Annotated in this window: 20 protein-coding genes, 3 tRNA genes and 1 pseudogene; 5 read left to right on the top strand and 19 right to left on the bottom strand. The window is 70.3% G+C overall.

All coding sequences use genetic code 11. From position 1 onward, the window contains the following. The 5 genes from QL985_RS08190 to QL985_RS08170 all read right to left on the bottom strand — a co-directional run. Positions 1-497: hypothetical protein (locus QL985_RS08190; RefSeq protein ID WP_290147710.1), on the bottom strand; the 497-nt coding region annotated here is incomplete at its 3' end. A 256-nt stretch (positions 498-753) separates the two neighbouring features. Then, positions 754-826: transfer RNA gene (locus QL985_RS08185), tRNA-Phe, on the bottom strand. Between the two features lie 76 nt (positions 827-902). Next, positions 903-976: transfer RNA gene (locus QL985_RS08180), tRNA-Asp, on the bottom strand. A gap of 87 nt (positions 977-1,063) precedes the next feature. Beyond that, a tRNA-Glu gene (locus QL985_RS08175) sits at positions 1,064-1,136 on the bottom strand. Between the two features lie 292 nt (positions 1,137-1,428). Continuing rightward, positions 1,429-2,376, bottom strand: a complete 948-nt coding sequence (locus QL985_RS08170) for a universal stress protein (protein WP_039101537.1) — start codon at positions 2,374-2,376, stop codon at positions 1,429-1,431. Positions 2,377-2,676: 300 nt separating this feature from the next. On the opposite strand from QL985_RS08170, the gene QL985_RS08165 reads away from it, so the two are divergent. Next, on the top strand, positions 2,677-4,035 hold the full coding sequence (locus tag QL985_RS08165; protein WP_290147709.1) for a D-arabinono-1,4-lactone oxidase: 1,359 nt from the start codon (positions 2,677-2,679) through the stop codon (positions 4,033-4,035). 209 nt (positions 4,036-4,244) lie between these two features. Here QL985_RS08165 and QL985_RS08160 read toward each other — a convergent pair whose 3' ends face one another. After that, entirely contained in the window at positions 4,245-5,657 is a 1,413-nt protein-coding gene (locus QL985_RS08160; RefSeq protein WP_039101535.1) for an FAD-dependent oxidoreductase, read from the bottom strand. Positions 5,658-5,936: 279 nt separating this feature from the next. Between QL985_RS08160 and QL985_RS08155 the strand changes: the two genes are divergently transcribed. Continuing rightward, on the top strand, positions 5,937-7,397 hold the full coding sequence (locus QL985_RS08155) for an NCS2 family permease (RefSeq protein WP_052239299.1): 1,461 nt from the start codon (positions 5,937-5,939) through the stop codon (positions 7,395-7,397). 84 nt (positions 7,398-7,481) lie between these two features. On the opposite strand, the gene QL985_RS08150 is transcribed toward QL985_RS08155, so the two are convergent. The 4 genes and pseudogenes from QL985_RS08150 to QL985_RS08135 form a co-directional block, all read right to left on the bottom strand. Continuing rightward, positions 7,482-8,411, bottom strand: a complete 930-nt coding sequence (locus QL985_RS08150; protein WP_019309778.1) for a fused MFS/spermidine synthase — start codon at positions 8,409-8,411, stop codon at positions 7,482-7,484. A gap of 169 nt (positions 8,412-8,580) precedes the next feature. Then, positions 8,581-8,877, bottom strand: a pseudogene (locus tag QL985_RS08145) (thiamine-binding protein); the annotation flags it as partial. 122 nt (positions 8,878-8,999) lie between these two features. Next, entirely contained in the window at positions 9,000-9,263 is a 264-nt protein-coding gene (locus QL985_RS08140; RefSeq protein WP_039101533.1) for a hypothetical protein, read from the bottom strand. 4 nt (positions 9,264-9,267) lie between these two features. Further along, on the bottom strand, positions 9,268-9,465 hold the full coding sequence (locus QL985_RS08135) for a hypothetical protein (protein WP_223110062.1): 198 nt from the start codon (positions 9,463-9,465) through the stop codon (positions 9,268-9,270). A gap of 241 nt (positions 9,466-9,706) precedes the next feature. Here QL985_RS08135 and pta point away from each other — a divergent pair, with 241 nt between their 5' ends. Next, the gene (gene pta / locus QL985_RS08130; RefSeq protein WP_124109914.1) at positions 9,707-11,800 is read left to right on the top strand and encodes a phosphate acetyltransferase; all 2,094 of its coding nucleotides are present in this window, start codon (positions 9,707-9,709) and stop codon (positions 11,798-11,800) included. 42 nt (positions 11,801-11,842) lie between these two features. Here the strand turns inward: pta and cls are convergent, their stop codons facing one another. Next, positions 11,843-13,315, bottom strand: coding sequence for a cardiolipin synthase (gene cls, locus QL985_RS08125; RefSeq protein ID WP_259905144.1), 1,473 nt, complete (start codon positions 13,313-13,315; stop codon positions 11,843-11,845). A gap of 232 nt (positions 13,316-13,547) precedes the next feature. Here cls and QL985_RS08120 point away from each other — a divergent pair, with 232 nt between their 5' ends. After that, positions 13,548-14,780, top strand: coding sequence for an acetate kinase (locus QL985_RS08120; RefSeq protein WP_124109912.1), 1,233 nt, complete (start codon positions 13,548-13,550; stop codon positions 14,778-14,780). A 223-nt stretch (positions 14,781-15,003) separates the two neighbouring features. On the opposite strand, the gene QL985_RS08115 is transcribed toward QL985_RS08120, so the two are convergent. The 6 genes from QL985_RS08115 to QL985_RS08090 all read right to left on the bottom strand — a co-directional run bounded on the left by QL985_RS08115 (position 15,004) and on the right by QL985_RS08090 (position 21,501). Next, positions 15,004-15,507, bottom strand: a complete 504-nt coding sequence (locus QL985_RS08115) for a phosphoribosyltransferase family protein (RefSeq protein ID WP_039101528.1) — start codon at positions 15,505-15,507, stop codon at positions 15,004-15,006. 9 nt (positions 15,508-15,516) lie between these two features. Further along, entirely contained in the window at positions 15,517-16,875 is a 1,359-nt protein-coding gene (locus tag QL985_RS08110; RefSeq protein WP_135010889.1) for a hypothetical protein, read from the bottom strand. Next, complete coding sequence (locus tag QL985_RS08105) at positions 16,868-17,719, bottom strand: WecB/TagA/CpsF family glycosyltransferase (protein ID WP_052239298.1); 852 nt, start codon at positions 17,717-17,719, stop codon at positions 16,868-16,870. Before QL985_RS08105 ends, QL985_RS08110 begins: the two co-directional genes overlap by 8 nt. After that, complete coding sequence (locus QL985_RS08100; RefSeq protein ID WP_039101526.1) at positions 17,716-18,831, bottom strand: hypothetical protein; 1,116 nt, start codon at positions 18,829-18,831, stop codon at positions 17,716-17,718. Before QL985_RS08100 ends, QL985_RS08105 begins: the two co-directional genes overlap by 4 nt. Positions 18,832-18,895: 64 nt before the next feature. Then, the gene (locus QL985_RS08095; protein WP_160119476.1) at positions 18,896-19,810 is read right to left on the bottom strand and encodes a glycosyltransferase family 4 protein; all 915 of its coding nucleotides are present in this window, start codon (positions 19,808-19,810) and stop codon (positions 18,896-18,898) included. Positions 19,811-19,944: 134 nt separating this feature from the next. Next, a complete protein-coding gene (locus QL985_RS08090; protein ID WP_121566650.1) occupies positions 19,945-21,501 on the bottom strand; it encodes a hypothetical protein in 1,557 nt (518 codons plus the stop codon). A 295-nt stretch (positions 21,502-21,796) separates the two neighbouring features. On the opposite strand from QL985_RS08090, the gene QL985_RS08085 reads away from it, so the two are divergent. Beyond that, positions 21,797-22,468, top strand: coding sequence for a hypothetical protein (locus QL985_RS08085; RefSeq protein WP_160119475.1), 672 nt, complete (start codon positions 21,797-21,799; stop codon positions 22,466-22,468). A 110-nt stretch (positions 22,469-22,578) separates the two neighbouring features. On the opposite strand, the gene QL985_RS08080 is transcribed toward QL985_RS08085, so the two are convergent. Continuing rightward, complete coding sequence (locus QL985_RS08080) at positions 22,579-23,811, bottom strand: AMP-binding protein (protein WP_235005144.1); 1,233 nt, start codon at positions 23,809-23,811, stop codon at positions 22,579-22,581. 348 nt (positions 23,812-24,159) lie between these two features. Next, positions 24,160-25,554 (bottom strand): AMP-binding protein, encoded by a 1,395-nt coding sequence (locus QL985_RS08075; protein ID WP_039101522.1) that lies wholly within the window; start codon positions 25,552-25,554, stop codon positions 24,160-24,162. Positions 25,555-25,701 lie beyond the last annotated feature (147 nt).

Below are 25,701 nucleotides of genomic sequence, written 5' to 3'. Positions count from 1 at the left end.
GCTGCCGATCCGGATGCGGTGGAGCCCGGGCTCGCCGAGAAGTGGGACTGCAACCAGGCGTCGGCGGGGGCGAGGGCCTGCTGGATCTTGGCGGCCTCGGAGGGCTCCAGGGCCTCACCGGCGCCGTCGAGGATCCGTTCCACCTGGTCGAAAGCCGGCTGCACGGCGGAGGGCAGCTGGGCGAACATCTTGTGGGCAGAGGCGCGGGCCTGGTCCAGTGTCCCGGCGTCCTGGCTCTCGTGCTCGCTGTCGTGGCTCAGGGGCAGCAGCTCGACGCCGCTCACGGCCTCCGCCACGTCGAAGCACTCCTGGGTTTTCGCTGGGGTCGCCGCCCGGGAGGCCGTGGGCCGCGCGCCCGTGGCGGTGGGACCGGGAACCGCAGGAGCGGTCTCAGGTGCTGCGCCGGAGGGGGCCTGCGAGGCGCTGCACCCGGTCAGAGCGGCGGAGAGCACCGCCAGCACCGTGGTGGCACACAGCACGCGCATCCGCTGTTGCATGGCCGGCTCCCTCTTCCGCTCGGAGCCCACTGCCCTGGGCCCCGTCCATCGATGTCCACGGTAGGCCCGCAACCTCGGTGTGGGCTGGGGGTCAGGTGCGCGCACGCACGGCGCGCGGGGCGGGAGAAGAGGCGGGCGTCGTCGTTCCCGCCACGCGGGGATGGGGGCCCGGTGCCCCGTTCGTCCCGGAGAAGAGTGGCGCACCCACCCCGGACAGCAAAGAACCCCCGCGTGTAGAAGCCACGCGAGGGTTCAGTGGCTCCGACCGGCGTCGATCCGGTGACCTTACGATTTTCAGTCGTACGCTCTACCAACTGAGCTACAGAGCCAGGCACGCACCGGGAGGAAACCTCTCGGTGATATGCCGCGACGGCGCGAAAAGTTGCCTTTTCATCGCCGCCTGAGCGACCCTGACGGGACTTGAACCCGCGACCTCCGCCGTGACAGGGCGGCGCGCTAACCAACTGCGCTACAGGGCCTTGGTTGTTTCCAACGAGTGGATATCCTACCAGGACGAGCGGCACACTGTGCAAATCGCGTTCCGGCGGTGCTCCGTGTGGAAACCGTACCCCCAACGGGATTCGAACCCGTGCCGCCGCCGTGAAAGGGCGGTGTCCTAGGCCGCTAGACGATGGGGGCCCGAACTCCGTCCGACAGCACTCAGGGCACCATGGGACGATGGACCCTCAGTAGCTTAGAGGGAAACCACCCGTTGCACAAACAACCGTGGCGGGGCGGGACCCGCCGATCCGAGGCGCCGGTCCAGCGTGCGCCCGGAGCGCACGATCCCCGCCCCCGGTCACCGTGCCAGACCGATGCGGATCCGCGGTGACCGGACTGGGGCGGGCGGTCCACCCCGGGGGCGACATGGCGGTGCCAGCAGCGCGAGCCGCGGGGGATCTCCTCGCGGACCGGCTCCGAGGAGGGTTCCTCAGATCGCCACGTCGGGACGGTCCGCCAGCCGCGGGTCTTCGAACCGGGGGACGATCATGGCCGGGCCGGTGCAGTTGTGCAGCACGCCCTGGGAGGTGGACCCCAGGAGCATGCCTGCGAACCCGCCGCGGCCGCGCGTGCCCGTGACCACCAGCTGGTTCCGGGCTGAGCGCTCCACGAGGGCGTCGATGGGCGATCCGTCCGCGAGCTCCCCGGTGATCTCGAGCCCCGGGAAGTGGCCGCGCAGCCACTGGACGCACACGTCCAGAGCGGCCCGCACCTCACCGCGCAGGTCGTCGAAGTCCACGGGAGAGGGCAGCCAGGCGTAGGACCCGGCATCCGAGGGCGCGGCGCACAGCACCGTGAGCGGCACCCCCAGCTGCTCCGCCTCGTCCGCGGCCCACAGCATGGCGGCGCTCGCGTGCGGAGAGCCGTCCGAGCCGACCGTCACGCCGTCCACGAACGCCGGGCGGCGGCTCACGTTCTCGCTGACCCGGTAGTCGGTGCCCCACTGCAGGGGGATGATCCCCACGGGGCAGTGCGCGTGGGCGGGCACCGCCGTGGACACCGAGCCCAGCAGCCGGCCCAGGAAACCCCCGTGGCCCCGGGACCCCAGGACCAGCAGCTGCGCGTCCCTGCTGAGGTCCACGAGCACACCGGAGGGGTCCCCGGCCTGGACGGTGGAGCGGACCTCCACGTCCAGCTCGGCCACGCGGCGTCGGGCGTCCGCCACGAGCTCCTCCACGGCGCGGCTCATGGCGGCGTCGTCGAACGCGGCGTAGCCCACGTCGAACGTGGACCCCCCGATCATGGGCACCGTGTAGGCGGTGACCACGTGCAGCGGCGCGCTGCGGCGCCGTGCCTCCCGTGCGGCCCAGTGCAGGGCGCCCAGGCTCTGCTCGGAGCCGTCCACTCCCACGATGATCTCGGCGTCTGGTGCGCTCACTGCTGATCCCTCCCCGACCGCTGATTCCTGCTCCCAGCCTAGCCACCCGGTCACCGGCGGCGGGGCTGCGGTGAGATGATGGGGACGCCCGGATCGCTGCGACGACGCCGCGGCGCACGTCAGGCCCGCACCGAGCGGTCCCGGCCGCGCGACACGGCCGACCCCCGCGGTTCCGGGCGCCCGTGACAGCTGCGACGCACGCCGCCAGCAGGGCGCGGGCAGTGCGCGGGCGAGGGCGCGTGCCGTGTCCGCACGGATGAGGATCGAGGGGGCTGAACGCCCCCGGAACGGAGACGAGCCGTGAGCACAGGCGGAGCACCGGGCATGACGGCCCGGGTGAAGAACGGCACGTGGCGGTCCTGGGGAGGCAACCTCACCGCGGATCCCACGGTGCGGGTCCGTCCCACCTCCTCGGACGAGGTGCTGCGCGTGCTGAGCGAGGCGCACGAGCAGGGACTGTGCGCGCGTCCGGGGGGCTCCGGCCACAGCTGCGCGCCCCTGGTCCCCACGGAGGGCGTCCTGCTGGACACCTCCGCCCTCAAGTGCCTGGTCTCCGTGGACGAGGACCACCAGCGGGTCACCGTGTTCGCCGGCACCACGCTGCAGGAGCTGAACCTGATCCTGGAGCAGCACGGGCTGGCCCTGGCCAACCTCCCGGACTCCTCGCACATGAGCGTGGGCGGGGCGCTGGCCACGGGCACCCACGGCACGGGCCTGGGCCAGCCGTCCCTGGGTGGTCAGGTGATCGGGCTGAGCCTGGCCACCCCCACCGGTGAGCTGATCTCCTGCTCGGAGACCCACCGCCCGGACCTGTTCGACGCCGCCCGGGTGCACCTGGGCGTGCTGGGCGTGGTGGTCTCCGTGACCTTCCAGTGCGTCAGCGCGTTCCGGCTGCACTGCGCCGAGTTCCGCGAGCCGATCGGTGCGCTGCTGGACACCCTGCAGGAGCGCATGTCCGCCGCGGACCACTTCGAGTTCTCCTGGATGCCGGGCACCACCACGGCCCACACCCGCATCCTCAGCCGGTTGCACCGTCTCCCGGACACCTACACGCGCCCCGCCTCACCGATTTCCCGGGCACTGCGCCGCGCGGACGACGCCGTTCTGCGCACCTCCCTGACCGCCGGGCTGGGCCGCGTGGGGAACCTGATCCCGCGCGCCGTGAACGGGCTCAACCGCATAGAGTCCCTCGCGGAGAGCTCCCGGCGCTACACGGACGTGTCCTACCGCGTGTTCACGGTGGCCCGCCCGGTGCGCTACGTGGCCGCCGAGTACGCGCTGCCGCTGGAGGCCACGGCCTCCGCGGTGCGGGAGCTGAAGGTCCTCGCGGACGCCCACGTGTACGACCTCTCGTTCCCCCTGACCGTGCGGTGCGCCCCGCCGGACCCGGGATTCCTCTCCCCCGCGGCGGGCCGCTACACGGGGTGGATCAACCTGCGCCAGTACGGCAGGCGCCCCAGCCAGTCCTTCCTCACCGCCGCGGAGCGGATCCTGGTGGACCACGGCGGCCGCCCCCACTGGGGCACGCTGCACACGCGCACCGCCGCGGACCTCGCACCGCTCTACCCGCGCTGGGAGGAGTTCCTGGCGCTGCGGGCGGAGCTGGACCCCCACGGCCTGCTGCTCAACGAGCACACGCACAGGCTCCTCGGCGTCTGATCCGCACGGTCGACGCCGCGGGCGCGGACCGGGGGCACACGCACGGCCCCCGGCCGGGGCCGGAAGGCCGCCGCACCCCGGGGACGGTGCGGGCGGCGTCGTTCCCCCAGCAGCACCAGCGCGCCCCCGACGCCGCGGGGCGGGGCGGGCAGCCCGGGCGCACCCGGTGCTTCCCGCCCCGCCCCGTGGACGATGTGTGAGGGGCGGACCTACTGGCCCGAGCCGTTGCGGGAGACGGAGATCATCTCGTCCCGCTCCACCACCTTGACGCGCTCGCGGGGGTTGCCCTCGGCGTCGTGCGAGGACTGGCCGAGGCTCTGCTCGTACTCGTCCAGGGCGAGCCAGCCGTCCCACGTGGTGTACTGCACGTCCTTGGACTCGAGCAGCTCCACCACGGCCTGGGGGTCCGGGTTGTCCGGATCGGCCAGGGAGGCACGGTCCGCCACGAGGTGGTTCACGGTCTCCAGGGCGTCGGACTTGGTGGCGCCGATCAGCCCCACGGGTCCGCGCTTGATCCAGCCGGTGGCGTACACGCCGGGCACCGGGGTGCCGTCCGCCTCCACCACGCGGCCCTCCTCGTTGAGGATGACCCCGCGCTCGGGGTCGAAGGGCAGCTCGGGCAGGGGCGAGCCCAGGTAGCCGATCGCGTGGTAGACGGCCTGCACGGGGTACTCGGTGTACTCGCCCGTGCCGGTCACGGAGGCGTCCCCGTTGAGGCGCGTGCGCTCCATGCGGATGGCGCGGACCTTGCCGTCCTCGTCCCCGAGGATCTCGTCCGGGGTCTGCAGGAAGTGCAGGTGCAGCCGGCGGGACGCGGTCTTGGGGGTCTCGTCCTCGCGCCACTTCTGCAGCGTCTTCATCATGACCTTGGTCTGGTTGTTCTCGGTCATGGCCTTCTCGGAGGCCTCGTCGAACTGGAAGTCCTCGTCGTAGACCACGATGTCCACGTCCCGGGACTTAGCCAGCTCACGCAGCTCCAGCGGGGTGAACTTGATCTGGGCGGGGCCGCGGCGGCCGAAGATGTGCACGTCCGTGACCGGGGACTGCTTCAGCCCCTGGTACACGTTGCCCGGGATCTCCGTGACCAGCATGTCGTCCGCGTGCTTGGAGAGCACCCGCGCCACGTCCAGCGCCACGTTGCCGTTGCCGATCACCGCGATCTCCTTGGCCTCCAGCGGCCACGTGCGCGGGTAGTCCGGGTGGCCGTCGTACCAGGCCACGAAGCGGGCCGCGCCGTAGGAGCCGTCCAGGTCCGCGCCGGGAATGTCCAGCGGGGCGTCGTTGACGGCACCGGTGGCGAAGATGACGGCGTCGTAGTGGGTGAGGAACTCGCCCAGGGTGATGTCCCGGCCGTACTCCACGTTGCCGAAGAACCGGATGTCCCCGCGGCCCAGGATGGAGCGCAGCGCCGTGATGATCCCCTTGATGCGCGGGTGGTCCGGGGCCACGCCGTAGCGGATGAGCCCGAACGGGGTGGGGTAGCGGTCGAACAGGTCCACGCTGACCTCGAGCTCGCCCTCGCGGACCGCCTCGGTCTTGGTGAGCATGTCCGCGGCGTAGATCCCGGCCGGGCCGGCGCCGATCACGGCCACGCGCAGCGGGCGGGAGGTGGGGGTTGTCACGGTGGTGATTCCTTTCGACGCGCACACGGATCCCGCGTGCAGACAGGGACTGGGATCAACGGTAGTGAACTCAGGTCAGTCCTGCCTAACCACGCAGCCGGGTGCGGAGGCGGAGCGGCGGCCCCGGGTCCTGGCACCACCGGCCCGCCTGCCCCACCGGACCGGGGACCGCGGCGCGCGCTGCGGCACGGTGCGCGGGCGGCGTCGTCGTAGTATTTCTACACAAACACCCCCACCCGTCCCGTTCGGCGCGGCCAGCGCCCACCCGTGAGGATCTGCATGTCGTCTTCCACCCCGCCCGCTCAGCGCAGCGAGCCCCGAGGCGGGCTGGACCGCTTCTTCTACATCACGCAGCGTGGCTCCACCGTGGGCCGCGAGGTCCGCGGCGGCGTGGCCACGTTCATCGCCATGAGCTACATCGTGGTGCTCAACCCGCTGGTGCTCGGCTACGGCCCGGACGGCGCCGGGAACGCCCTGGGCGGCGAGCGCGTGGCCGCCATGACCGCGCTGGTGGCCGGCGTGCTCACCATCCTCATGGGTGTGTGGGCCAAGTCCCCGTTCGGCATGGCCGCCGGGCTGGGCGTGAACGCGTTCCTGGCCGTCACGATTGCCACGAACCCCGGGCTCACGTGGCCGCAGGTGATGGGTCTGGTGATCTGGGCGGGCGTGATCATGGTGGTCCTGGTGGTCACCGGGTTCCGCACGGCGGTGTTCAACGCGGTGCCGGACTCCCTCAAGACCGCGATCGTGGTGGGCATCGGACTGTTCATTGCGCTGATCGGGTTCGTGAACGCCGGGTTCGTGCGCCGCATCCCGGACGCCGCCCACACCACCGTTCCGGTGCAGCTGGGCACCGGCGGTGAGCTCTTCGGCTGGCCCACCCTCACGTTCGTGGTGGGCCTGCTGCTGACCGTCGCGCTGATGGTGCGCAACGTCAGGGGCGGGATCCTGATCTCGGTGGTGCTCACCACCGTCCTGGCGCACGTGCTGGAGGCGGTCTCCCCCAGCGGCTCCTCCGTGGACAACCCGCACGGCTGGTCGCTCGTGGTGCCGTCCTCCCCGGAGGCGCTGTTCGCGGTTCCGGACCTGTCCCTGCTGGGCTCCGCCGCGCCCATCGACGCCTTCCGCGAGCTCGGCGGGATCGCGTGCGCCCTGCTGATCTTCACCATCCTGCTGTCCATCTTCTTCGACGCCATGGGCACCATGGTGGGGCTGTCCCGCCAGGCCGGGCTCGAGGACGCGGACGGTCAGATCGAGAACGTGGACCGTGTGCTCCTCGTGGACGCCCTCGGTGCCGTGGCCGGCGGCGCGGGCTCCGTGTCCTCCAACCAGATCTTCGTGGAGTCCTCCACGGGCATCGCAGACGGCGCCCGCACCGGCCTGGCCAACGTGGTCACCGGCGTGCTGTTCCTCGCCGCCATGTTCCTCACCCCGCTGGTCAACGTGGTCCCCTTCGAGGCCGTGGCCCCCGCCATGGTGGTGGTCGGCTTCCTCATGGCCCGCAACGTGGTGGCCATCGACTGGGCGGACCTGGGCGTCGCGATCCCCGCGTTCCTCACGTTCGCGGTCATGCCGTTCACGTACTCGATCGCCAACGGCATCGGCGCGGGCTTCGTCTCCTACGTGTTCATCCGCCTGGTGCAGGGCCGCGCCAAGGACGTGCACCCGCTCATGTACGTGGTGGCCCTGGCGTTCGTGGCGTTCTTCGGCATCGGCGTGATCGAGGGCTGGGCCGGCTGATCCAGCTTTCCTGACGACGACGACGCCGCTCGCCGCCCTCTCATGCGACGCGCGGACACCTCCCACGTATCGCCGCCCCGCCCGTCAGGCCGCGTCCGGACCCTCCGGTACCGGGTCCGCCGGCTTGTCGAGCCACGGCCGGGTGTCCGCCGCGAGCTCCCGGCACCACGCGGTGTCCTTGTACTGGGCCGGCAGGGAGCCGCCGAGCAGCTCGCGGCCCAGCGCGGCGGCGTCGGCGGAACCGGCTGCGGGCAGGGGTGCGTGCGAGGCGGCGAGCACCACGTTGCCGTAGCGGCGGCCCTTGAGCATGGGAGCGTCCGCGACGGCGGCGACGTGCTCGAAGACCTCCAGCAGCGCCGCGACCTCCGCCCGGGTGCCCTTGAGGTTGCGGGTGTCCCCCACGTTCAGCAGGTACAGCCCGTCCGGCGCGAGCACGCGGTCCACGTGGCGCGCGAACTCGAGCGTGCGCAGGTGCCCCGGGGTCTGCTCCCCGGCGAAGACGTCCCGGATCACGATGTCCCGCGAGGTCTCACTGAGGGACTCCGTGACCGCCCGCGCCTCCCCCGGACGGATCCGCAGCAGCGGCGCCCGCGGCAGGTCCAACCACTCGCGCACCAGGGTGGCCAGGGCGGCGTCGAGCTCCACGACCACCTGGCGGGCCTGCGGGTAGCGCCACGCGAGGTAGCGGGCCATCGAGCACGCGCCGCCACCGAGGTGCAGCACGCGCAGCGCGGTGGGATCCAGGTGCGAGGACACGTGGTCCTCGAGCACCGTGGAGAACCAGCGCATGTACTCGAACTCCAGCTGGTCCGGGCGGTCCGGGACGATGTGCGAGGACGGCACCCCGTTCACGCGCAGCACCCACGCGCCGGGCACGTACGTGTCCTGCTGCAGCTCCACGGTCCCGGTGTCCGTGGCCCAGGTGCGCTCCACGAGCCCCGGCGCGTCCGACGACGCCGCGGCGCCGGCTTCCGCGCGACCCGCCCGCTTGGCGTTCTTGCTCTTCCTGCTCACGAGGTGCGCGGGGCCGTCACTTCCGACCGGCGGCGTCGGAGCTTGCGGTGCCCTCGGGGCCGGCGGCGCCATCCGAGGCGGGGTCACCTTCGGAGGCGGCGGGGCCGTTCGAGCCGGCGGTGCCCGAGGTGATGCCGCGGCGCTCCTGCGAACGACCCAGCTCGTGGCGGGACAGCGCGGACTCCAGGCGCTCCAGCTTGCCCGTCAGCTCACCGGTGTGGCCCGGGCGGATGTCCGCCTTGAGCACCAGGGACACGCGCGGGCCGTACTCGGCGACCGCCGCGGTGGCCTCCTTGACCACGGCCATGCACTCGTCCCACTCACCCTCGATGGTGGTGAACATGGAGTCGGTGCGGTTGGGCAGCCCGGACTCGCGCACCACGTGGACGGCGGCGGCCACGGCGTCGTGGACGGAGGCATCGGGATTGTCCCCACCGCTGGGGGAGACGGAGAAGGCGACCAGCATGTGACCAGTGTGGCACCGGGGTCGCGGGAGCGCGAGCCCCTGGTGCGGCGCGAACCCTTCCGGCGGATCACCCCGGGACTCGGAGACCCCCCTCAGGAGCGGCTCCGGTCAGGCCGCAGGATTCAGAGTGCGTCGATGAGATCACGGACCAGTTGAGAGGCAGTGGTGTGCCGCGCCTGCGCCGCATCGTTGAGCTTCGCTCGGCGCGCGGCATCCAGGCGGAGGGTGAACGGCCGTGCCGCAACTCCCACGCTGATCGGGCGCCCGGGCACCGACGGCCCCTCGTGTCCTCCGGTGAACCCCTCTGCGGACTCCGCCTCCTCGGCCCACCGTTCCATGTCGTCATCGGTGAACGGCACCCCGTTCACATCCGTGTAGTCGTTCATGTCCCTACCTCCTCAGCCCGACTTCCACGAGCACCTTGGTTGTCACTGGCATCGCGTGGAAAACCAGCCATCCATCCGGTTCGTGCTCCACCGCGATGTACTCCAGCAGTCGCCCGCCAGCATCCGCACCGACGCCCACCCACTGGACTGGAGTGGTGTCCCGGGCGCGGGATCGCAACGTTCCCTCGAAAGCCTCGATCACCTGGTCCACCGTGACCTCCGGGTGACGCGCGACGACTCGCGAATGCACGTGCACTCTCATGACCACCCCCCGCCCGCCCGATTTCGTATGACGCGATGGTAGTACGAAATACCCTGGCATGCTACGGGTCACGTCGTGCGACCCGTTCTGTCGCCGAACTCACCACTGCCCGCGGGTCGGCACGGGGACCGGTTCCCTAGACTTGGAGGCACAGCCGGACGCTACCGAGGGAGCACGTTCCATGACGCAGGGCATCTACATCTCCGCGATGACGCCGCAGAGCGGCAAGACGCTGGTGGCACTGGGGCTCACGGACACCATGTTCAAGCGCACGGACGCCCTGGGCTTCTTCCGCCCGGTGTTCGACGGCACCTCCCCCGAGGACGATCCGGTGCTGCAGCTCATGAAGCGCACCTTCGACCTCCCGGACTCCCGGTGCCGGGGTGCGGTCTCCCTGGAGCGCTGCCGCGAGATCCTCGCCTCGGGTGAGCACGACGAGCTCGACTCCGCCGCCGTGGCCGTGTACTCCGAGATGGCGCGGGAGTGCGACGTGATCGTGGTGGACGGCACCGACCTGGTGGCCCACAACGCCGCCACCGCGGAGTTCGACCTCAACGCCCGCCTGGCCAACGACATGGGCTGCTCCGTGGCCGCCGTGATCGGCGCCCACGAGTCCGAGCGGGTCAAGGACGTGCTCAACGCCGTGGACGTGACCCGCACCGAGCTGCGCCAGGCCGGTTGCGACATCTACGCCGTGATCGTCAACCGCGCGGACCCGGAGCACGCGGAGCAGATCCGCCGCGAGGCCAAGCCCGGCAACCACAACCTCCCGGCGTACGTGATCCCGGAGCTGCCTGCGATCTCCAACCCCACCGTGGCCGAGCTCGTGGACGCCCAGGGCTACGGCACGGACTTCAACTCCTCGTCCCTGGACCGCGACATCAAGGCCGTGAAGGTGGCCGCGATGACCGCGGGCAACTTCCTGGACCAGATCGCGGACGGGGACCTGGTGATCACCCCCGGGGACCGGACGGACGTGGTCTCGGCAACCCTGGCGTCGTCGTTGGCGCCCACGCTGCCGGTGCCCGCCGGGATGCTCCTGACCGGGGGCTTCCGGCCCTCCGGCGCGGTGGGTTCGCTGCTGAGCGCGGCCCCGTTCCCCGTGCTGACCACCGAACGGGACACGTTCACCACCGCGCAGGCCGTGGCGGCCACGCGCGGCACCCTGGCCGGCGCGCACTCCCGCAAGATCGCCGCCGCGCGCGGCGCGTGGGCGGAGCACGTGGACAGCGAGGAGCTCTCCGGCCGCCTGACCCTGCCGCGCCCCGTCAAGCGCACGCCGCTGCGCTTCCTGCACGAGCTCGTGGAGTCCGCGCGTGCGGACCGCAAGCGGATCGTACTGCCCGAGGGGGACGACCCCCGCATCCTGCGCGCTGCGGAGCTGATCCACCGCCGCAACTTCTGCGACCTCACGGTGCTCGGCGATCCCGAGGCCGTCCGCGCGCTCGCGCAGTCCGAGGGCATCGAGTTGGACTTCGACGCCGAGGGCCTGGACCTGGTGGACTTCCAGCACGACGACGCCCTGCGGAACAAGTATGCGGACGAGTACGTGCGGCTGCGCTCCCACAAGGGCGTGAGCAAGGACCAGGCGCTCGAGCGCATGCTGGACGGCTCCTACTTCGGCACCATGATGGTGCAGCTGGGGGACGTGGACGGCATGGTCTCCGGGGCGGCCCACACCACCGCCAACACCATCCGCCCGGCCCTGGAGTTCGTGAAGACCCGCGAGGGCGTGAACATCGTCTCCTCGGTGTTCTTCATGCTGCTCGCGGACCGCGTGCTGGTCTACGGCGACTGCGCCGTGAACCCCAACCCGGACGAGCAGCAGCTCGCGGACATCGCCCTGGCCTCCGCCCAGACGGCGCGCGAGTTCGGCGTGGACCCCCGCGTGGCCATGCTCTCCTACTCCACCGGCGGCTCGGGCTCCGGTGAGGACGTGGAGCGAGTGCGCGCCGCCACCGAGCTCGTGCGCGCCGCGGACCCGGACTTCGAGGTGGAGGGCCCCATCCAGTACGACGCCGCCGTGGACGCCTCGATCGCCAAGTCCAAGCTCCCGGGCTCGCACGTGGCGGGACAGGCCACGGTGTTCGTGTTCCCGGACCTGAACACCGGCAACAACACCTACAAGGCCGTGCAGCAGTCCGCGGGCGCGGTGGCTGTGGGTCCCGTGCTGCAGGGGCTCCGCAAGCCCGTGAACGACCTCTCGCGCGGCTGCACCGTGGACGACATCGTCAACACGGTGGCCATCACCGCGATCCAGGCGCAGACGCTCTGAGGAGGCCGCCCCCGGGAGAACCGGGGGCGGCGTCGCCCGCCCTCACATCAGGGCGGAGGTGAGCCGGAAGACGCTGTTGAGGTAGCGCTCCCCCACAGAGCGGCCCTTCCACTTCTCGGCGGTGAGCACCGTGGAGGCGTCCCGGTACTGCTGGGCGAGGTCCTGCAGGCTGCCCACCATGTCCCCGCCGAACGCGAGCAGGCTGATCTCGTAGTTCAGACCCATCGACCGCATGTCCATGTTGGAGGAGCCCATCACGGACATCTCCTGGTCCACCACCATGAACTTGGTGTGCAGCACCTCGGGGCTGCGGTACTGGTAGATGATCACACCCGCGTCCAGCAGGGCCTCGTAGTAGGACGCCTGGGCGTGGCCCACCATGAACTGGTCCGCCTTCTCACTGGTGAACAGCTCCACGCGCACACCGCGGTACGCGGCCGTGGTGACCGAGGCCAGCAGGGACTCGTCCGGGATGAAGTACGGGCTGCACAGCACCAGGCTCTCCAGGGCGGCGTCGGCCATGCTCGCGAAGAGCCGCTCGTTGGGACGCGTCTCGAAGCCAGGCCCCGAGGGCAGCAGCTGCATGTAGTTGCCCGGGCCGTCCGGGCCGGTCACCGGAACCGGGGCGTGCGTGGGGACGAACGTGTCCGCCATGAGCCGCTCGTTGGTCTCGCTGTACCAGTCCACCGCGAAGACCGCCTCGATCTCCTCGGTGATCTCCCCCGTCAGGCGGACCATGATGTCCACCCAGCGGCGCCCGATCTTCATGTTCTTCTTCGAGAGGTAGCTGGAGTCGATCATGTTCTGGCTGCCCATGAACGCCACGTTGCCGTCCACCACCACGAGCTTGCGGTGGTTGCGCAGGTCCGGGCGGCGCAGCTCGCCGCGCCACGGCCGCAGCGGCATCATGAGGCGCCACTGGAACCCGGCGGCGTCGAACCGCTTGCCCAGCTTGCGGTACCCGGGGTACTTGCGGGACCCCAGCTGGTCCAGCAGCACACGGACGACGACGCCGCGGCGCACCGCCCGCTCGAGCGCCTCGAAGAACGGGGCCGTGGTCTGGTCCCACGCCATGATGTAGACCTCCACGTGGACGTAGTCCTGCGCGGCGTCCACGGCGTCCACCAGGGACGCGATCACAGCGTGCTCCTCCGTGAGCAGCTCCACGTGGGTGCCCGTGACGCACGGCAGACCCGTGAGCCGCCGGTTCATGTGGGTGAAGGACTCGAGCCACCGCGGGGGCTCTGCACCCTCGGGCAGGTCCGGGTACTGCTCCAGACCCTCCGTGAGGCTCTTGTTGGCCTCCTCCTGGATGTGCATCCGCCGCCCTCGCACGTAGGGGCTGCCCAGCATGAGGAACAGCGGCAGGCCCACCACGGGCAGCACCAGGATGATCATGAGCCACGCTGTGGAGGAGGACGGCCGCCGGTTCTCGGGGACCACACCGATGGCGATGATCTTGATGCTGTAGTCGATGATCAGGTAGACGGTGGTTGCGAGGACGGTCCAGTCCATGGGTGCTCCGTTGCAGCGGGGGACACGTGTTTCCCCATGGTAGGGCCCCGGCCTGTCACCGGGCTGGCCCCGGCCTGTCACTGGGCTGTCACCGGTCTGTCACCGGGGCGTCCGGGCCCGGATGCCCCGCAGGTGGCGGGCCGCGCGGGATTGCCCCTGGCCGCTCGGAGACCCGCCTCCCGTGAGATCATGGGAGGAGCCCATCCGCCCGCCGATCCCGAAGGATCCTGCCATGCTCGTGCTCGTCGTCAACTGCGGCTCCTCCTCCATCAAGTACCAGGTGCGGGAGGTCACTCCGGAGGGTTCCGAGCCCAGCGCCTACACGTCCTCCATGCCCGCGATCAACGAGAACGTGCCCCTGGCCACCGCCACCGCGGGCATGGCCGGTGGTGAGGTGATCACCAAGGGGCTGATCGAGAACATCGGCACCTCGGACGTCAAGGACCACACGCAGGCCCTGGAGATCCTCGCGCAGCGCCTGGACGAGGAGCTCGGCGGGCGCACGATCGACGCCGCGGGGCACCGTGTGGTGCACGGCGGTGAGCGGTTCTCGGCCCCCGTGCTGGTGAACAACGAGATCATCCGCGCCATCGAGCGGCTCGCTCCCCTGGCCCCGCTGCACAACCCCGCCCACGCGCTGGGGCTGCGCGCCATCCAGAAGACCTACCCGGGCATGCCCCAGGTGTGCGTGTTCGACACCGCCTTCCACCGCACCATGCCCGAGAAGGCGTGGCGCTACGCGATCCCCGACAGCTGGTACGAGATGGACGGGATGCGCCGCTACGGCTTCCACGGCACCTCCCACGACTACGTGACGGGCAAGGCCTGCGAGTTCCTGGGGATCCCGCGCGAGCAGTTCAACGCCGTGGTGGCTCACCTGGGCAATGGCGCCTCCGCCACCGCGATCCGCGAGGGCAGGTCCTTCGACACCTCCATGGGCTACACACCGCTCGCGGGACTGGTCATGGGCACCCGCAGCGGTGACCTGGACCCCTCCGTGGTCACGGCCATGCTGGAGCGCAATCCCGAGATGAGCGCCAAGGAGATGAACCGGATCCTCAACGGGGAGTCCGGGCTGCAGGGCATCTGCGGGGACTCGGACATGCGCGTGGTGGAGCAGCGCGCGGAGTCCGGGGACGAACGGGCGCAGCTGGCACTGGAGATGGCCGCGTACCGGCTGGCCAAGTACATCGGTGGGTACCACGTGGCGGTGGGCGGAGCACAGGCCCTCATCTTCACCGCGGGCATCGGGGAGAACTCCCCCGAGTTCCGGACCCTCGTGTGCGATCAGCTGGGCGCGCTCGGCATCGCCCTGGACCCCGCGCTCAACGAGCACCCCGAGGGGGACGTGGCCCGGATCAGCGCCCCCGGCTCGGCCATCGAGGTCCTGGTGGCCGCCACGGACGAGGAGCGCGCCATCGCCGAGGCCACCGCGGCACTGGTGCAGGAGCGCGTGAAGCACTGACCCACTGCCGGCCGGCCCCGGTTGCCGCTCCTGCTCCCGTTCCGGTCTTAAGTGCAGATATTGCCGCCTACCAGGCAGTAGACGGCAATATCTGCACTCAAGACTCAGGAAGCACGGTGGGCGGCAAGCTGCTCCCCCACGGGCGCGGCACCACGGACCCGGGCAAACCGCGGGCCGGAGGCGCCCCGGGCGGCTGCACCTCAGCCAGGTCCAGCGGTCCGGATCAGCGGGACTTGGTGACCGGCTCCTGCGCGGACCACGGGAAGACGATCCACTCGTCCGTGGACTTCCAGGAGAAGTCGGGGCGGACCTCGGAGCGGGGCTTCTCGTAGATCACCGCGGAGCGGCACTCGGCGCCGTAGCCGCGCAGCAGCTCGAGAACGAGGGCCAGGGTGCGCCCGGAGTCCACGACGTCGTCCACCACCAGGACCTTCTTGTCGCTGATGGACTCGGTGTCCAGCATGGGGGCGAGCAGCACCGGGTCCGGCAGGGTCTCGTGCACGTCCGTGTAGAACTCGACGTTCACGGCGTCCGAAAGCTTCACGCCCATGGCGTAGGAGAGGGACCCTGCGGGCAGCAGGCCGCCCCGAGCCACCGCGATGATGATGTCGGGGACGAATTCCGAGTCCACGATCTGCTGGGCGAGTTCGCGGGTGGCGCTCCCGAACCCTTCCCAGGTGAGAATTTCCTTGTTGTCCAGTTCGGTGGAATCCGCGTGAAAGGCCATTCCCGTAGATTAGTCGGTTTTCAGTTCCCGCAGGTGGAGCCACAGGCCACCCACCATGCACAGGGAGCGGAACGCCTCTCCCACGAGCACCCACAGCGCCATGGTCTCCGCTGTGCGGGCGCCGGAGAGCAGGGCGCCGCCCACCACGACCACCACCTGTCCTGCGGCGATCATCGTGAACAGCCGCTCCCGCCCTCCCAGCACGAGCACGTTGGTGAACGCGGAGGTGACGGCGTTGACCACCGTGGCGACGACCAGCACGGTGGCAGCCGTCCAGGCTCCCTGGTAGGACGTGCCCAGCAGGTTCACGAGCCCCTCCGGACCCACGGCCAGGAGGAAGGCGAGCAGCCCCACGGGCAGCACGAGGGAACTGGCAGCCGCCTCCGTGAGGAGACGGACCAGCGTTCGGCGGTCCCTCAGGGCCACCGCGGTGCGGGAGGAGAACACCGTGGCCACGGCCGAGGTGCCCATGGCTCCCCCGCTCTGGATCTTCTGCGCGACCTCGTACACGCCCGCCGTGGCCAGGGAGTTCCCGCCCAGCACGAACATCGGTCCGCGCACGCACAGCGCCGTGAGTGCGCCCCCGGCACCCACCGTGACGGCCGCCCGCCACGGCACGGGCTCCACCTCGGGTTCCCGTGACCTCGGGCCGGGAACCGCGCCCGGGACGAGACCGGCCCTGTCGCGCGGACGCCCCCCGCGGCGTCGCCGTGCCCCGGGCGCGAGCGGTCCCGCCGGGGACACCACCCACAGCGTCAGAGCAATGAGCACGAAGGCCGTCACCTGGGAGAGCACCAGCAGGTGCGGGGCGAAGGCCCCCGCGAGCAGCACGCCCAGCAGCCCGAGTGCGGGCAGCGCCACGGACTCCAGGAACTGCCCGAGCACGGGCCACCCGCGCGCCTGACGCTGCACCACGAACAGCCGTTCGAACGCCGACGCCGCCGCCACCACTCCCAGCGCGAGCAGCAGGACCCAGGGACGGTCGGCCAGCGCCAGCCCCGCGCACACGAGCACCAGGGCCGTGAGCGCGCAGCTCCACAGGATGCGCACCGCCCGCAGGTCCCGGCGCGCCACCGCACGGGCCTCCCGCACCCGCCCGGCGGACCACAGGGGGGACGCGGCACGCAGACCCATGATGTCCACCCCCACCGTTCCCGCCATCCGGGCCACGAGTGCCACGGACCACAGCACCCCGTTGAGCCCCACGGCCTCCACGGAGAACTGCAGCGCCACGGTCCCCACCAGCAGCATCTGCAGCACCGCCCCGGCCACACGGATGCCGAGCACCACCGCGGACTGCGCGGCGGCGCTGCGGCGCAGGGCGCTCAGACGGGCGGTCCTGCCGGGGGCGGCTAGCGTGTCAGGCACGGTGCCATCGTGCCCTCAGCACCAGCCACACGAACTTGGTGTTGCCCACCAGGTACCGCTTGAACATGCGTCGAGGCTCCTGCACCAGACGCCAGAACCACTCCATCCCGGCGCGCTGCATCCAGCGGGGAGCACGCGAGGTGCGTCCGGCCACCACGTCGAAGGAGCCGCCCACGCCCACGCAGATCCCGGCCTTCGTGCGCTCCTTCTGACCGAACACGAAGTCCTCCTTGAGCGGAGAGGGCACCCCCACCAGCACGATGTCCGGGCGGGAGCGGGACACGGTCTCCGCCATCTGCTCGTCCGTGATCCCCTCCCTGCGCCAGAAGCCGTTGTGGAAACCCACCACGTTGGCGCCGCGGGCGAGGAAGCGCCAGCGGACCTGGCGGACCACCTCGTCCGTGGCGCCCAGCAGGTAGATCCGGCGGCCGTTGTGGGCACTGAGGTCCACCAGCCGGTCCATCAGGTCGATGCCTGCCACGCGCTCCGGCAGCGGATCCCCGAGCAGCTTGGACGCCCACACGAGCGCCTGCCCGTCCGCCGTGACCAGGGTTGCGGTGGCGAACCTCTCCACGAGCTCGGGATCGTTGCTCACCGACACCAGCTTGGCCGCGTTCATGGCCAGGTGGTTGTGCCCGTGCCCACCGTCCTCGAGCAGCTGCTCGATGGCGGCCACGGTCTCGTCCATGGTCAGCGGGTCCACGGCGGCGCCCAGCAGCTCGCAGCGCTGGTGCGCGGCCTCCGTGGCGGGTCGGCCGTGGGAGCGGGCGCGAGCGGCGTCGTCGTCGTGCGGGCGTGGAGCCGTGCGCCGGGCCGTCGGGGCCGTGTGGTGGGTCTGCGTCATGAGAGGGCCTTCCCGAGCTCGTTGATGTCACGGTCCTTGGCGAGCGCCGCCCAGCGCGCGAGGGCGCACGCGGCGTGCGCCTGGTTCCAGCGCATGTGGGGCAGGGCGCGGGGACCGTTGCGGAAGCCGCCGTCCGTGCCCTGGTGCGCCAGCAGGTGCCGGATGGCGGGCTCCGGCGAGACCTCGAGGTCACCGCGCGCGGCCAGCGCCGCCATGAAACCCACCGTGGTGGCGATGTTGTGGACGTCGTCGGACGGCTTCTTCTCGTCCGCCATGTAGACGGGCAGCAGAGCCCGGTCGAGGCAGTGGGCGTACCAGTGGTTGAGTCCGCGCTCGTAGGAGCTGCCGATCTCGAAACCCTGCTCCCGCAGGACGTGGAGGGACTCCAGCACGTAGATGGTGTGGAAGGAGTCCACCCACTCCAGCCCCTCGCCCTCGCCGTAGGCCCACGAGCCGTCGGCGGCCTGGGCCGCCACGGTCCGGTCCACCGCGCGCTGCACGAGATCCCGGTTCCCTCCCAGCAGCGCGAGGGACTCGGCGGCCAGCAGGGAACCGTTGTGCACCAGGCGGTCGGAGGCCTCCGTGTAGCGGAAGAATCCGTCCGGGTGGGCCAGGCCCTCCAACCAGCGGGCCGTGTCCGGGGAGACCTGCTCCAGCCGCCCGGTGGCCGCCGCGGCCCGCAGGGCGAACACGGTGGCCACCACGTTCGGCGAGTTCGCGAGGTAGTGCGCCCAGCGGGTCTGGACGTCGAACTCGTACCCCCACGGGCCACGCCCACGGGTGGTGAAGATCCGGTCCACCAGCGCACCGGCCGCCGCCGAGTCGCCCAGCTGCTGCTCCGCCACGGCGAACAGGGCGAGCGCCTTGGTCATCGTCACGCCGGGGACCCTGGTGATCCTGCGCAGACCGTGACCCATCCGCTTGTGCGCCTGCACCCACACCTGGCGGGGCACACGACCTCTCACCGCGGACGCCCACGGTGACAGCAGCCCGTCGTACGGGTCCGTCCCCGTGAAGTCCCGGGTGCGCGCAAAATCCAGCGCACGCTCGGCGGCGGTTGCCACCTGCCCGCCCAACGCGTCCATTCTCGTCCCGGATGCACCAGCACTCATGTCTTCCCCCAAAATTGTGCGTGTGGCGATGACGTTCCCCGAACGGCATCCCCCGTGGTCTGTCTCAGGTGCCGGGGCCGGCCACCCGCTCGTACACGTCCTCCAGACGCTCGCAGTAGTTGTCGATGCGGTACTCCTCCTCCCAGCGGCGGCGCGCCTCCCGTCCCATGCGGGTCACACGCTCCGGGTCGGAGAGCAGACTTCTCAGCGCCTCGGCAAGGGCCGGCGGATCCCCCACGGGGACCACGACGGCGCTGCGTCCGTCCTCCACCACCTCGCCCACCGCGCCCACGTCCGTGACCACCGGAGCCAGCCCCCAGGCCATGGCGTCCAGCAGGGACATGGGCAGGTTCTCGCCGTAGCTGGGGAGCACCAGGACCGATGCCTGCGCAAGCCGTTCCTCCAGCTCCCGGGCTCCCAGCCACCCGGTGACCTCCACGTCCGGGGTGCGGGTCAGCAGATCCCCCAGCTCCTCCGGGGCCGGGTTGTCACCGGCAAGGACGAGGGTGGTGCGCAGCTCGGCGGGCAGGGAAGCCCAGGCCTCGAGGAGGTCGTGGACGCCCTTGCGGCGGCCGAGCTGCCCACTGAACAGGACGATGGGCGCGGTTCCGCGGAGGGGTGCCGCCGGGGGACCCGGAACAGCGTTGGGAACGACCGTGATCCTCGCGGGGTCCACGCCAAGTGAATGGGTGATCTCAGCTCGCCAGAACTCTCCGAGGACCACGACCGCAGCTGCCCCACGGAACATGCTCGAGATGCAGCGACGAGCCAGGGTGCGACTTCGCGCCACGAACACATCGAACTTCCCCCCGTGGAGGTGCAGGACGTACGGGTGCCCTCGCATCCGCAGCACCGTTGTGAGCGCCAGCTTGCGCCAGGTGCTCAGCCCTGACGCCAGATTCAGGTGGAACACCGCGCCGTCGGGAACTGAGTCAGCGCACACGAGCAGTGCGTTCAGGAAGCGGAGCAGACGACGCACGGGCGGACCTGGGGTGCCCCCGGAATCCACGAACTGCAGGTCAGTCCCCGCGCTTGTCGAGCGGGAGAGGTGGCCCATGAGCACACCTATTCCGCCTGCGGAGTCCGGTACCGGTCCCAGGACGATGACTCGACTCAACTGGTTTCACCCTCGTCCTGCTGATGGGGGGCTGAGGGAACCCGAGAGGTGGAGTCCTCGCACCGCGTCGCGCGGCTCGGGAGGCAGTCATCGGACGGTTCAGGGAGCACAACCCCACTCCCCGCCAAACCACCGGGGGTGGTCGCTGAAGCGGAACGTGCCCACGGCGCCTCCCCCTGGACTGCCGGAGCCACCTCCAGAACCACAGGGGCGAGGCCGCCACCGGAGGACTCCCGCAAGTAGACGGCGGCGGCGATGCCCACGACCATGAAGACGGGTCCGAACATGGGCGGCCCTGTGAAGACGGGGGCCGCGAGGGATTCAACGAACATCTGGGCCATCCAGCTGACCGCGACGGCACCGAGCCAGCGCACGTGGGGATGGGCGTGGCGGCGCATCAGGCGCCATGCCGGAACCATCAGGAGCACGAGCGCGGTGACATAGCAGAGCATGCCCAGAGCCCCCGTCTCGGCCAGGACGGAGGGCCAGAACGTGTCCGTGAGAAACCCTCCCCGGGCTCCCTCCCCCATGCCGTAGATCCGCTGATAGCCCAGGTCCACGTAGAGGGGGCTGTAGGTGGAGGATGCCACTGCGGATCCGAACCGGCCGAAGCCCACGCCCAGTGGGAATGCGGCGGCCGCCAGCTTCACGGAGTCGATGGTCATCAGAGTGCGTGCCGTGACACCCACGTTGTCGAAGTACTCGTGGTAGGACGTCGTGATCACCTGGGTGAGTGGCTCCCAGCCGACGATCAGTGCGGCCGGAACGAGGATGGCAATGGTCGCGGCGGCCTTTGCCTTGAGCCCCGGCAACCACAACCGCCCCACCACTGCAACCAGTGCGGTCGAGGCTACGGACTTGCGCCGGAACGTGAGAAGTCCCGCGAGCCCTGTCGCCACCAGCAGCCCATAGGTCCATACCGAACGGGCGATGATCCTGTGGTACGCGAGCACGGCCAGGAAAGCCATGCCCATTGTGGAGCCGAGCCCCACGGGGTGGTCGAACACACCCGTGAGACTGGGAATGCCCAGGCGGTAGCTGACGGGCGCGCGCCCCACCACGGAGTTCCACGCCTCCGGCGCCGCCGCGTTGAGCACGGCGGAAAGGAGGATCAGCACGAGGATCGCAGTGGCCACCCTCGCCGCGGGGCGGAGGTCTTCCCGACACCAGTCCAGCTGCATGACCCCCAGAGCCAGCAGGGGGCCCTTGAGGATCAGGAACGCCCCAAGGCCCCAGACGCTCAACGGCACCGTGTTGATCACGGAGGACACGAGTCCCAGCGCGAAGAACGCGCCGAAGAACCAATAGGCGCCAAGACAGCGTAGAGATCCGTGGAGCACCAGGCGTCTGGCGGAGAAGACCAGGAGCGCCAGCGCCACAGCGATCTCGTCCACGTTGCCCAGCAGGGACACCCCGGACACCGTGGCCAGGGTCTGCGAAAGCAGGGTCATGATGAGCAGGACGACGCAACTCGCCTTCGGCCACCGTCCCATGGCCATGCACGCGCCCACGCCCGCGAGCACGCCCACAAGCGCTGCGACAATGGTCCCCACTGAATTCGTCCCCCGATGCCATGACGTGCGGCCGTCCCCCGACTGACCTGCGGTTTCACTCTACCGATCGGCACGAAATGTGCACAGTCGCTCCGCAGGTTGACATGGGCGCAGCCTCGTACGGGACCCGTTCAGTGTGCGGCCGGAGGCCACCATGGGCGTTCCTCTCCCCTAGAATGGACGCACAGAGCGCCCGGGGGGAACGCAAGAGTCGGGTGGACATCATGACTATGGCCGCGGGACCACTGTGGCCAGCGCAAGGGGATCCGCACACACCATGAGCCAAGCAACACGCATGCCTCGACCGAACCTCGAGCACGGGGAAATCAGCACGTACGACATGGGCAGAGCGCTGCGCCGGGGCTGGTGGATGCCGCTCGTCCTGGCCCTCGTGGGCGGCCTGCTCGGATGGGCGGGATCCGTGGCAGTGGGCACGTCCTACACCTCCACCGCCTCCGGTGTGGTCGTCGCGGACGGTGGCACGGACGCCACGGAAGCCCTCGCCGGGGAGAACCTCGCGAAGTCTCGGGCGGTGACCTTCAGCAGCATCTCCGAGAACAGCTCCACGGCCTCGGCGGTGATCGAGCGGATGCACCTGGACACCACGCCCGAGGCCGTCCTGCAGAACGTCAAGACGTCCGTCCCCACGGACACCAGCGAGGTCCGTGTCGCCGCAACAGCGGGATCTCCCGAAGCGGCACGCGATCTGGCCGACGCATGGGTGGACGAGCTCAGCAAGCAGGTTGGCGAGCTCGAGTCCACCACCCAGGGCGAGGGCGTCAAAGTGCAGATGGCCAAGGTGGGTGAGGCCTACACCCCCCAGAATCCGTCGTCAGTGTCACCTTCACTGCTCATCTCCGTGGGAGCACTGCTGGGTCTGCTGGCCGGAATTCTGATGGCGATCGCCCGGGAGCACAGGAGCACCCGGGCGGTGCACTCCGTGCCTGGTACTACCCAGGCTGCCTGAGCAACCCCGCCACGAGGCAGGTCTCCCCCTGCGCAGCTCGGCGACCGCCGTCGCCCCGGTGGCTGAGGGCGCACCCCCTCTGAGCGGGTGCGCCCTCGTCGCGTCATCACCTAGGCCCAGGTGGTGGGGGCGTCCGGGATCCGCTGGTCCAAGAGACTGAACTTCCCGTTCGCAGATGCCGGCAGCTCGGCGACGATCTCCAGGTCCAGGTCCACCTGGTTCTCGGCACGACGACACATCAACTGGTGGAAGGCCTCCAGATCTTCGCGTCGGGCCCCGGGAACGGGTTGGACCTGCAGTGTGGCTCTGCCCGGCACGTCCTGACGCAGCCTGAACCGGTAGACGCACGCAAGCTCTGACCCGTGCGCCGTGAAGCTCGTGGTGGGGAACAGCTCTCCGTCCGTGCGCACCAGTCCCTCCCTGCCGCGGCGAGCAAGGATGTCCCGGAACAGTGGCGTACCGATGGCGTCGTGACCCACCAACTGTGCCGAGTCCCCTGTGTCGTAGCGCAGCAGAGGCATGCCGCGACCGTCCAGCGTGGTCGTCACGATCCGCCCCCGTTCCCCTTCAGGCACGGGCCTTCCACGCGGGTCCAGGAGCTCCACGTGACCGTACGTGGGGTACGGGTGGTAGACGTGGTCGTCATCCATCCGAGCCAGCACGGTCTTCTCACTCAGTCCGTAGAACACGGAGATCCGGGCGTTCGGGAATGCGGCCCGGAGATGTTCTTCCTGAGCAGGAGTGAACTGCTCCGACACCGGAAGGATGCCTTGGATTTCCTGACGCCATGAGGTGTCGAACTCAGCGTGATCCACAATGCGCGCCAGGTAGGTCAGCGTGGAGGGCGAGCCGTGCAGGTACCTGACCCTGTGCTTGCAGATGAGCTCCCACAGTTCCTGGGACGTCTCCGGGCCAACTGCAGCCACGCGAACCAGGATTTCGCCCACCGTTCGCATCACGAGGTGAGTGCGGCGGCCCGGCAGCTCCACTCCCCGGAAGAAGACCCGCCAGTCGCCCAGCTTGTACCCCGTGGAGGACCACGCGTCCACGACGAACGCCCACTCCCGCGCCCCGCGATTGCGGTTCAGCAGAAAGAAGATGGGCTCTCCCGAAGTCCCTGAACTCGCGGACAGCTCCACCTGCGACTCATCGACCGCCAGCATGTCCCGGTAGTTCTGGGACAGGTCCTGCCTGGTCATGATGGGCAGTCTCCGCAGCGCCTCTCGGGCCGTGAGTTCTCCCTGCAACGCGCTGGCCACGGGCCCGTAGCGTGCGTCCCTCGCGAAGTACGGCGCCTGGCTGGCTGTGCGCATGGTGTCCAGCAGCCGTTGGTCCACCGTCACCCGCGCCCACCATGGCGTCGACCGGGCTTTGAGAATCTCTCTTCGCGTGGCCTCGTACACCGGGCCGTAGCGCATCGTCGGCGGCACCAGCCGCACAGGAGCTGCCAGCAGTTCCCGTTGCTGAACGGGCATGTGGCCCACAAATTCTCTGATCGACGTCAATGCGTCTGCCTTCCCCCGTGTGACCGCCCATCCCCTGGGCGGGCCACCGTCACCTGTCGCGCCCAGTCTGACCTGTTTTCCCCGGGGTTGCACATTCGAACCTGCCATGACCTGGGACGATGCCGGCGAGAGCGAGCATTTCCTGTACCCGTTCCCGGGGGCGTCACCACGCCCCCGGGAGCTCTTTCACGCCCAGGTGGTGGGTGCGTCGGGGATGCGCTGGTCCAGGAGGGTGAACTTCCCGTTCGTCGTGGCGGGCAGCTCCGGGACGATCTCCATGTCGAGCTCCACCTGGCCCTCGGCCCTGTTGACCATGAGGCGGTGGAACCGTTCGAGGTCCTCCGGACGCGCGTCAGCCACGGGCTGCACCAGCAGGGTGGCCCTGCCGGGCACCTCCTGCCGCAGCTTGAAGCGGTAGACGCACTCGAACTCCTCCCCGTGGACGTTGAACGGGGTGGTGGTGAAGAGCTCCCCGTCCGCCCGCACCAGTCCCTCGCGACCACGGCGGGACAGGATGTCGCGGAACAGAGGGGTGCCAGCGGCGTCGTGCCCCACCAGAAGGGCGGAGTCCCCGGTGTCGTAGCGCAGCAGCGGCATGCCGCGGCCGTCGAGCGTGGTGGTGATGATCCGCCCCCGCTCGCCCTCGGCCACGGGGGTGCCATGGGGGTCCACGAGCTCCACGTGGCCGTACGTGGGGTACGGGTGGTAGACGTGGTCGTCGTCCATCCGGGCCAGCACGGTCTTCTCGCTCAGGCCGTAGAAGACCGAGATCCCGGCACGGGGGAACGCCCGGCGCAGGATCTCCTCCTGCGCGGGGGTGAACTGCTCCGAGACGGGCAGGATCCCGCGGATCTCCTCGCGCCACGAGGTGTCGAAATCCGCGTCCTCCAGCAGCCGCGCCAGGTAGACCAGGGTGGACGGGTAGCCGTGCAGGAACCTGATGCCGCGCTTGCGGATCAACCGCCAGTACCCCTCGATGGACTCCGGAGTCACCGTCTGGATCCGCACGACGATCTCCCCGGTGCTTCCCATCACGAAGTACGGCCGGCCGCCGGGGAGGTCCAGGCCACGGAAGAACACCCGCCAGTCCCCCAGCTGGTATCCCGCGCTGGACCACGAGTCCACCACGAACGCCCACTCCCGGGCCCCCCGGTTGCGGTCCAGCAGGAAGAAGATCGGTTCCCCCGAGGTCCCGGAGCTCGCCGAGAGCTCCACCTCCGACTCGTCGGCGGCCAGCATCTGCCGATAGTTCGCGGAGAGGTCCTGGCGGGTCATGATCGGCAGCCGTCGCAGGGCGTCCCTCACCGGCACGCGTGAGTGCAGAGCATCCACCATGGCGCGGTACCGGGGATCACGCGCGAAGTAGGGGGCACGAAGCGCCGTGCCCATGGTCTGCAGCAACCGCTCGTCCACGGTGCGCCGGGCCCACCAGGGCGTGGTGCGGGCCTTGAGGATCTCCCGCCGTGCGTTCTCGTAGACCGGCCCGTACCGGCGCGCCGGCGGCAGCAGCCGTGCGGGCGCGGCCAGGATCTCCCGCTGCTGGACCGGCATGTGCGCCACGTGCTCCCTGATCGACGTCAAGGCATTCCCCTTCCCCCCTGGTGCGGTGCCACCTGTCCCCCAGCTGGCCCACCGTCTCGTTCACCTCCCAGTGTGTACTTTTCTTCTGCAAATTTCAGGTTCGACCCGCCCGCGTCCCCCAGCCGGCCCATTCGCGCCGCCCGAGTG

Origin of the sequence: Kocuria sp. APC 4018 (assembly GCF_030407675.1) — a bacterium.
GTDB lineage: Bacteria > Actinomycetota > Actinomycetes > Actinomycetales > Micrococcaceae > Kocuria > Kocuria rhizophila.
This window is presented reverse-complemented; position numbering and strand designations above follow the sequence as displayed.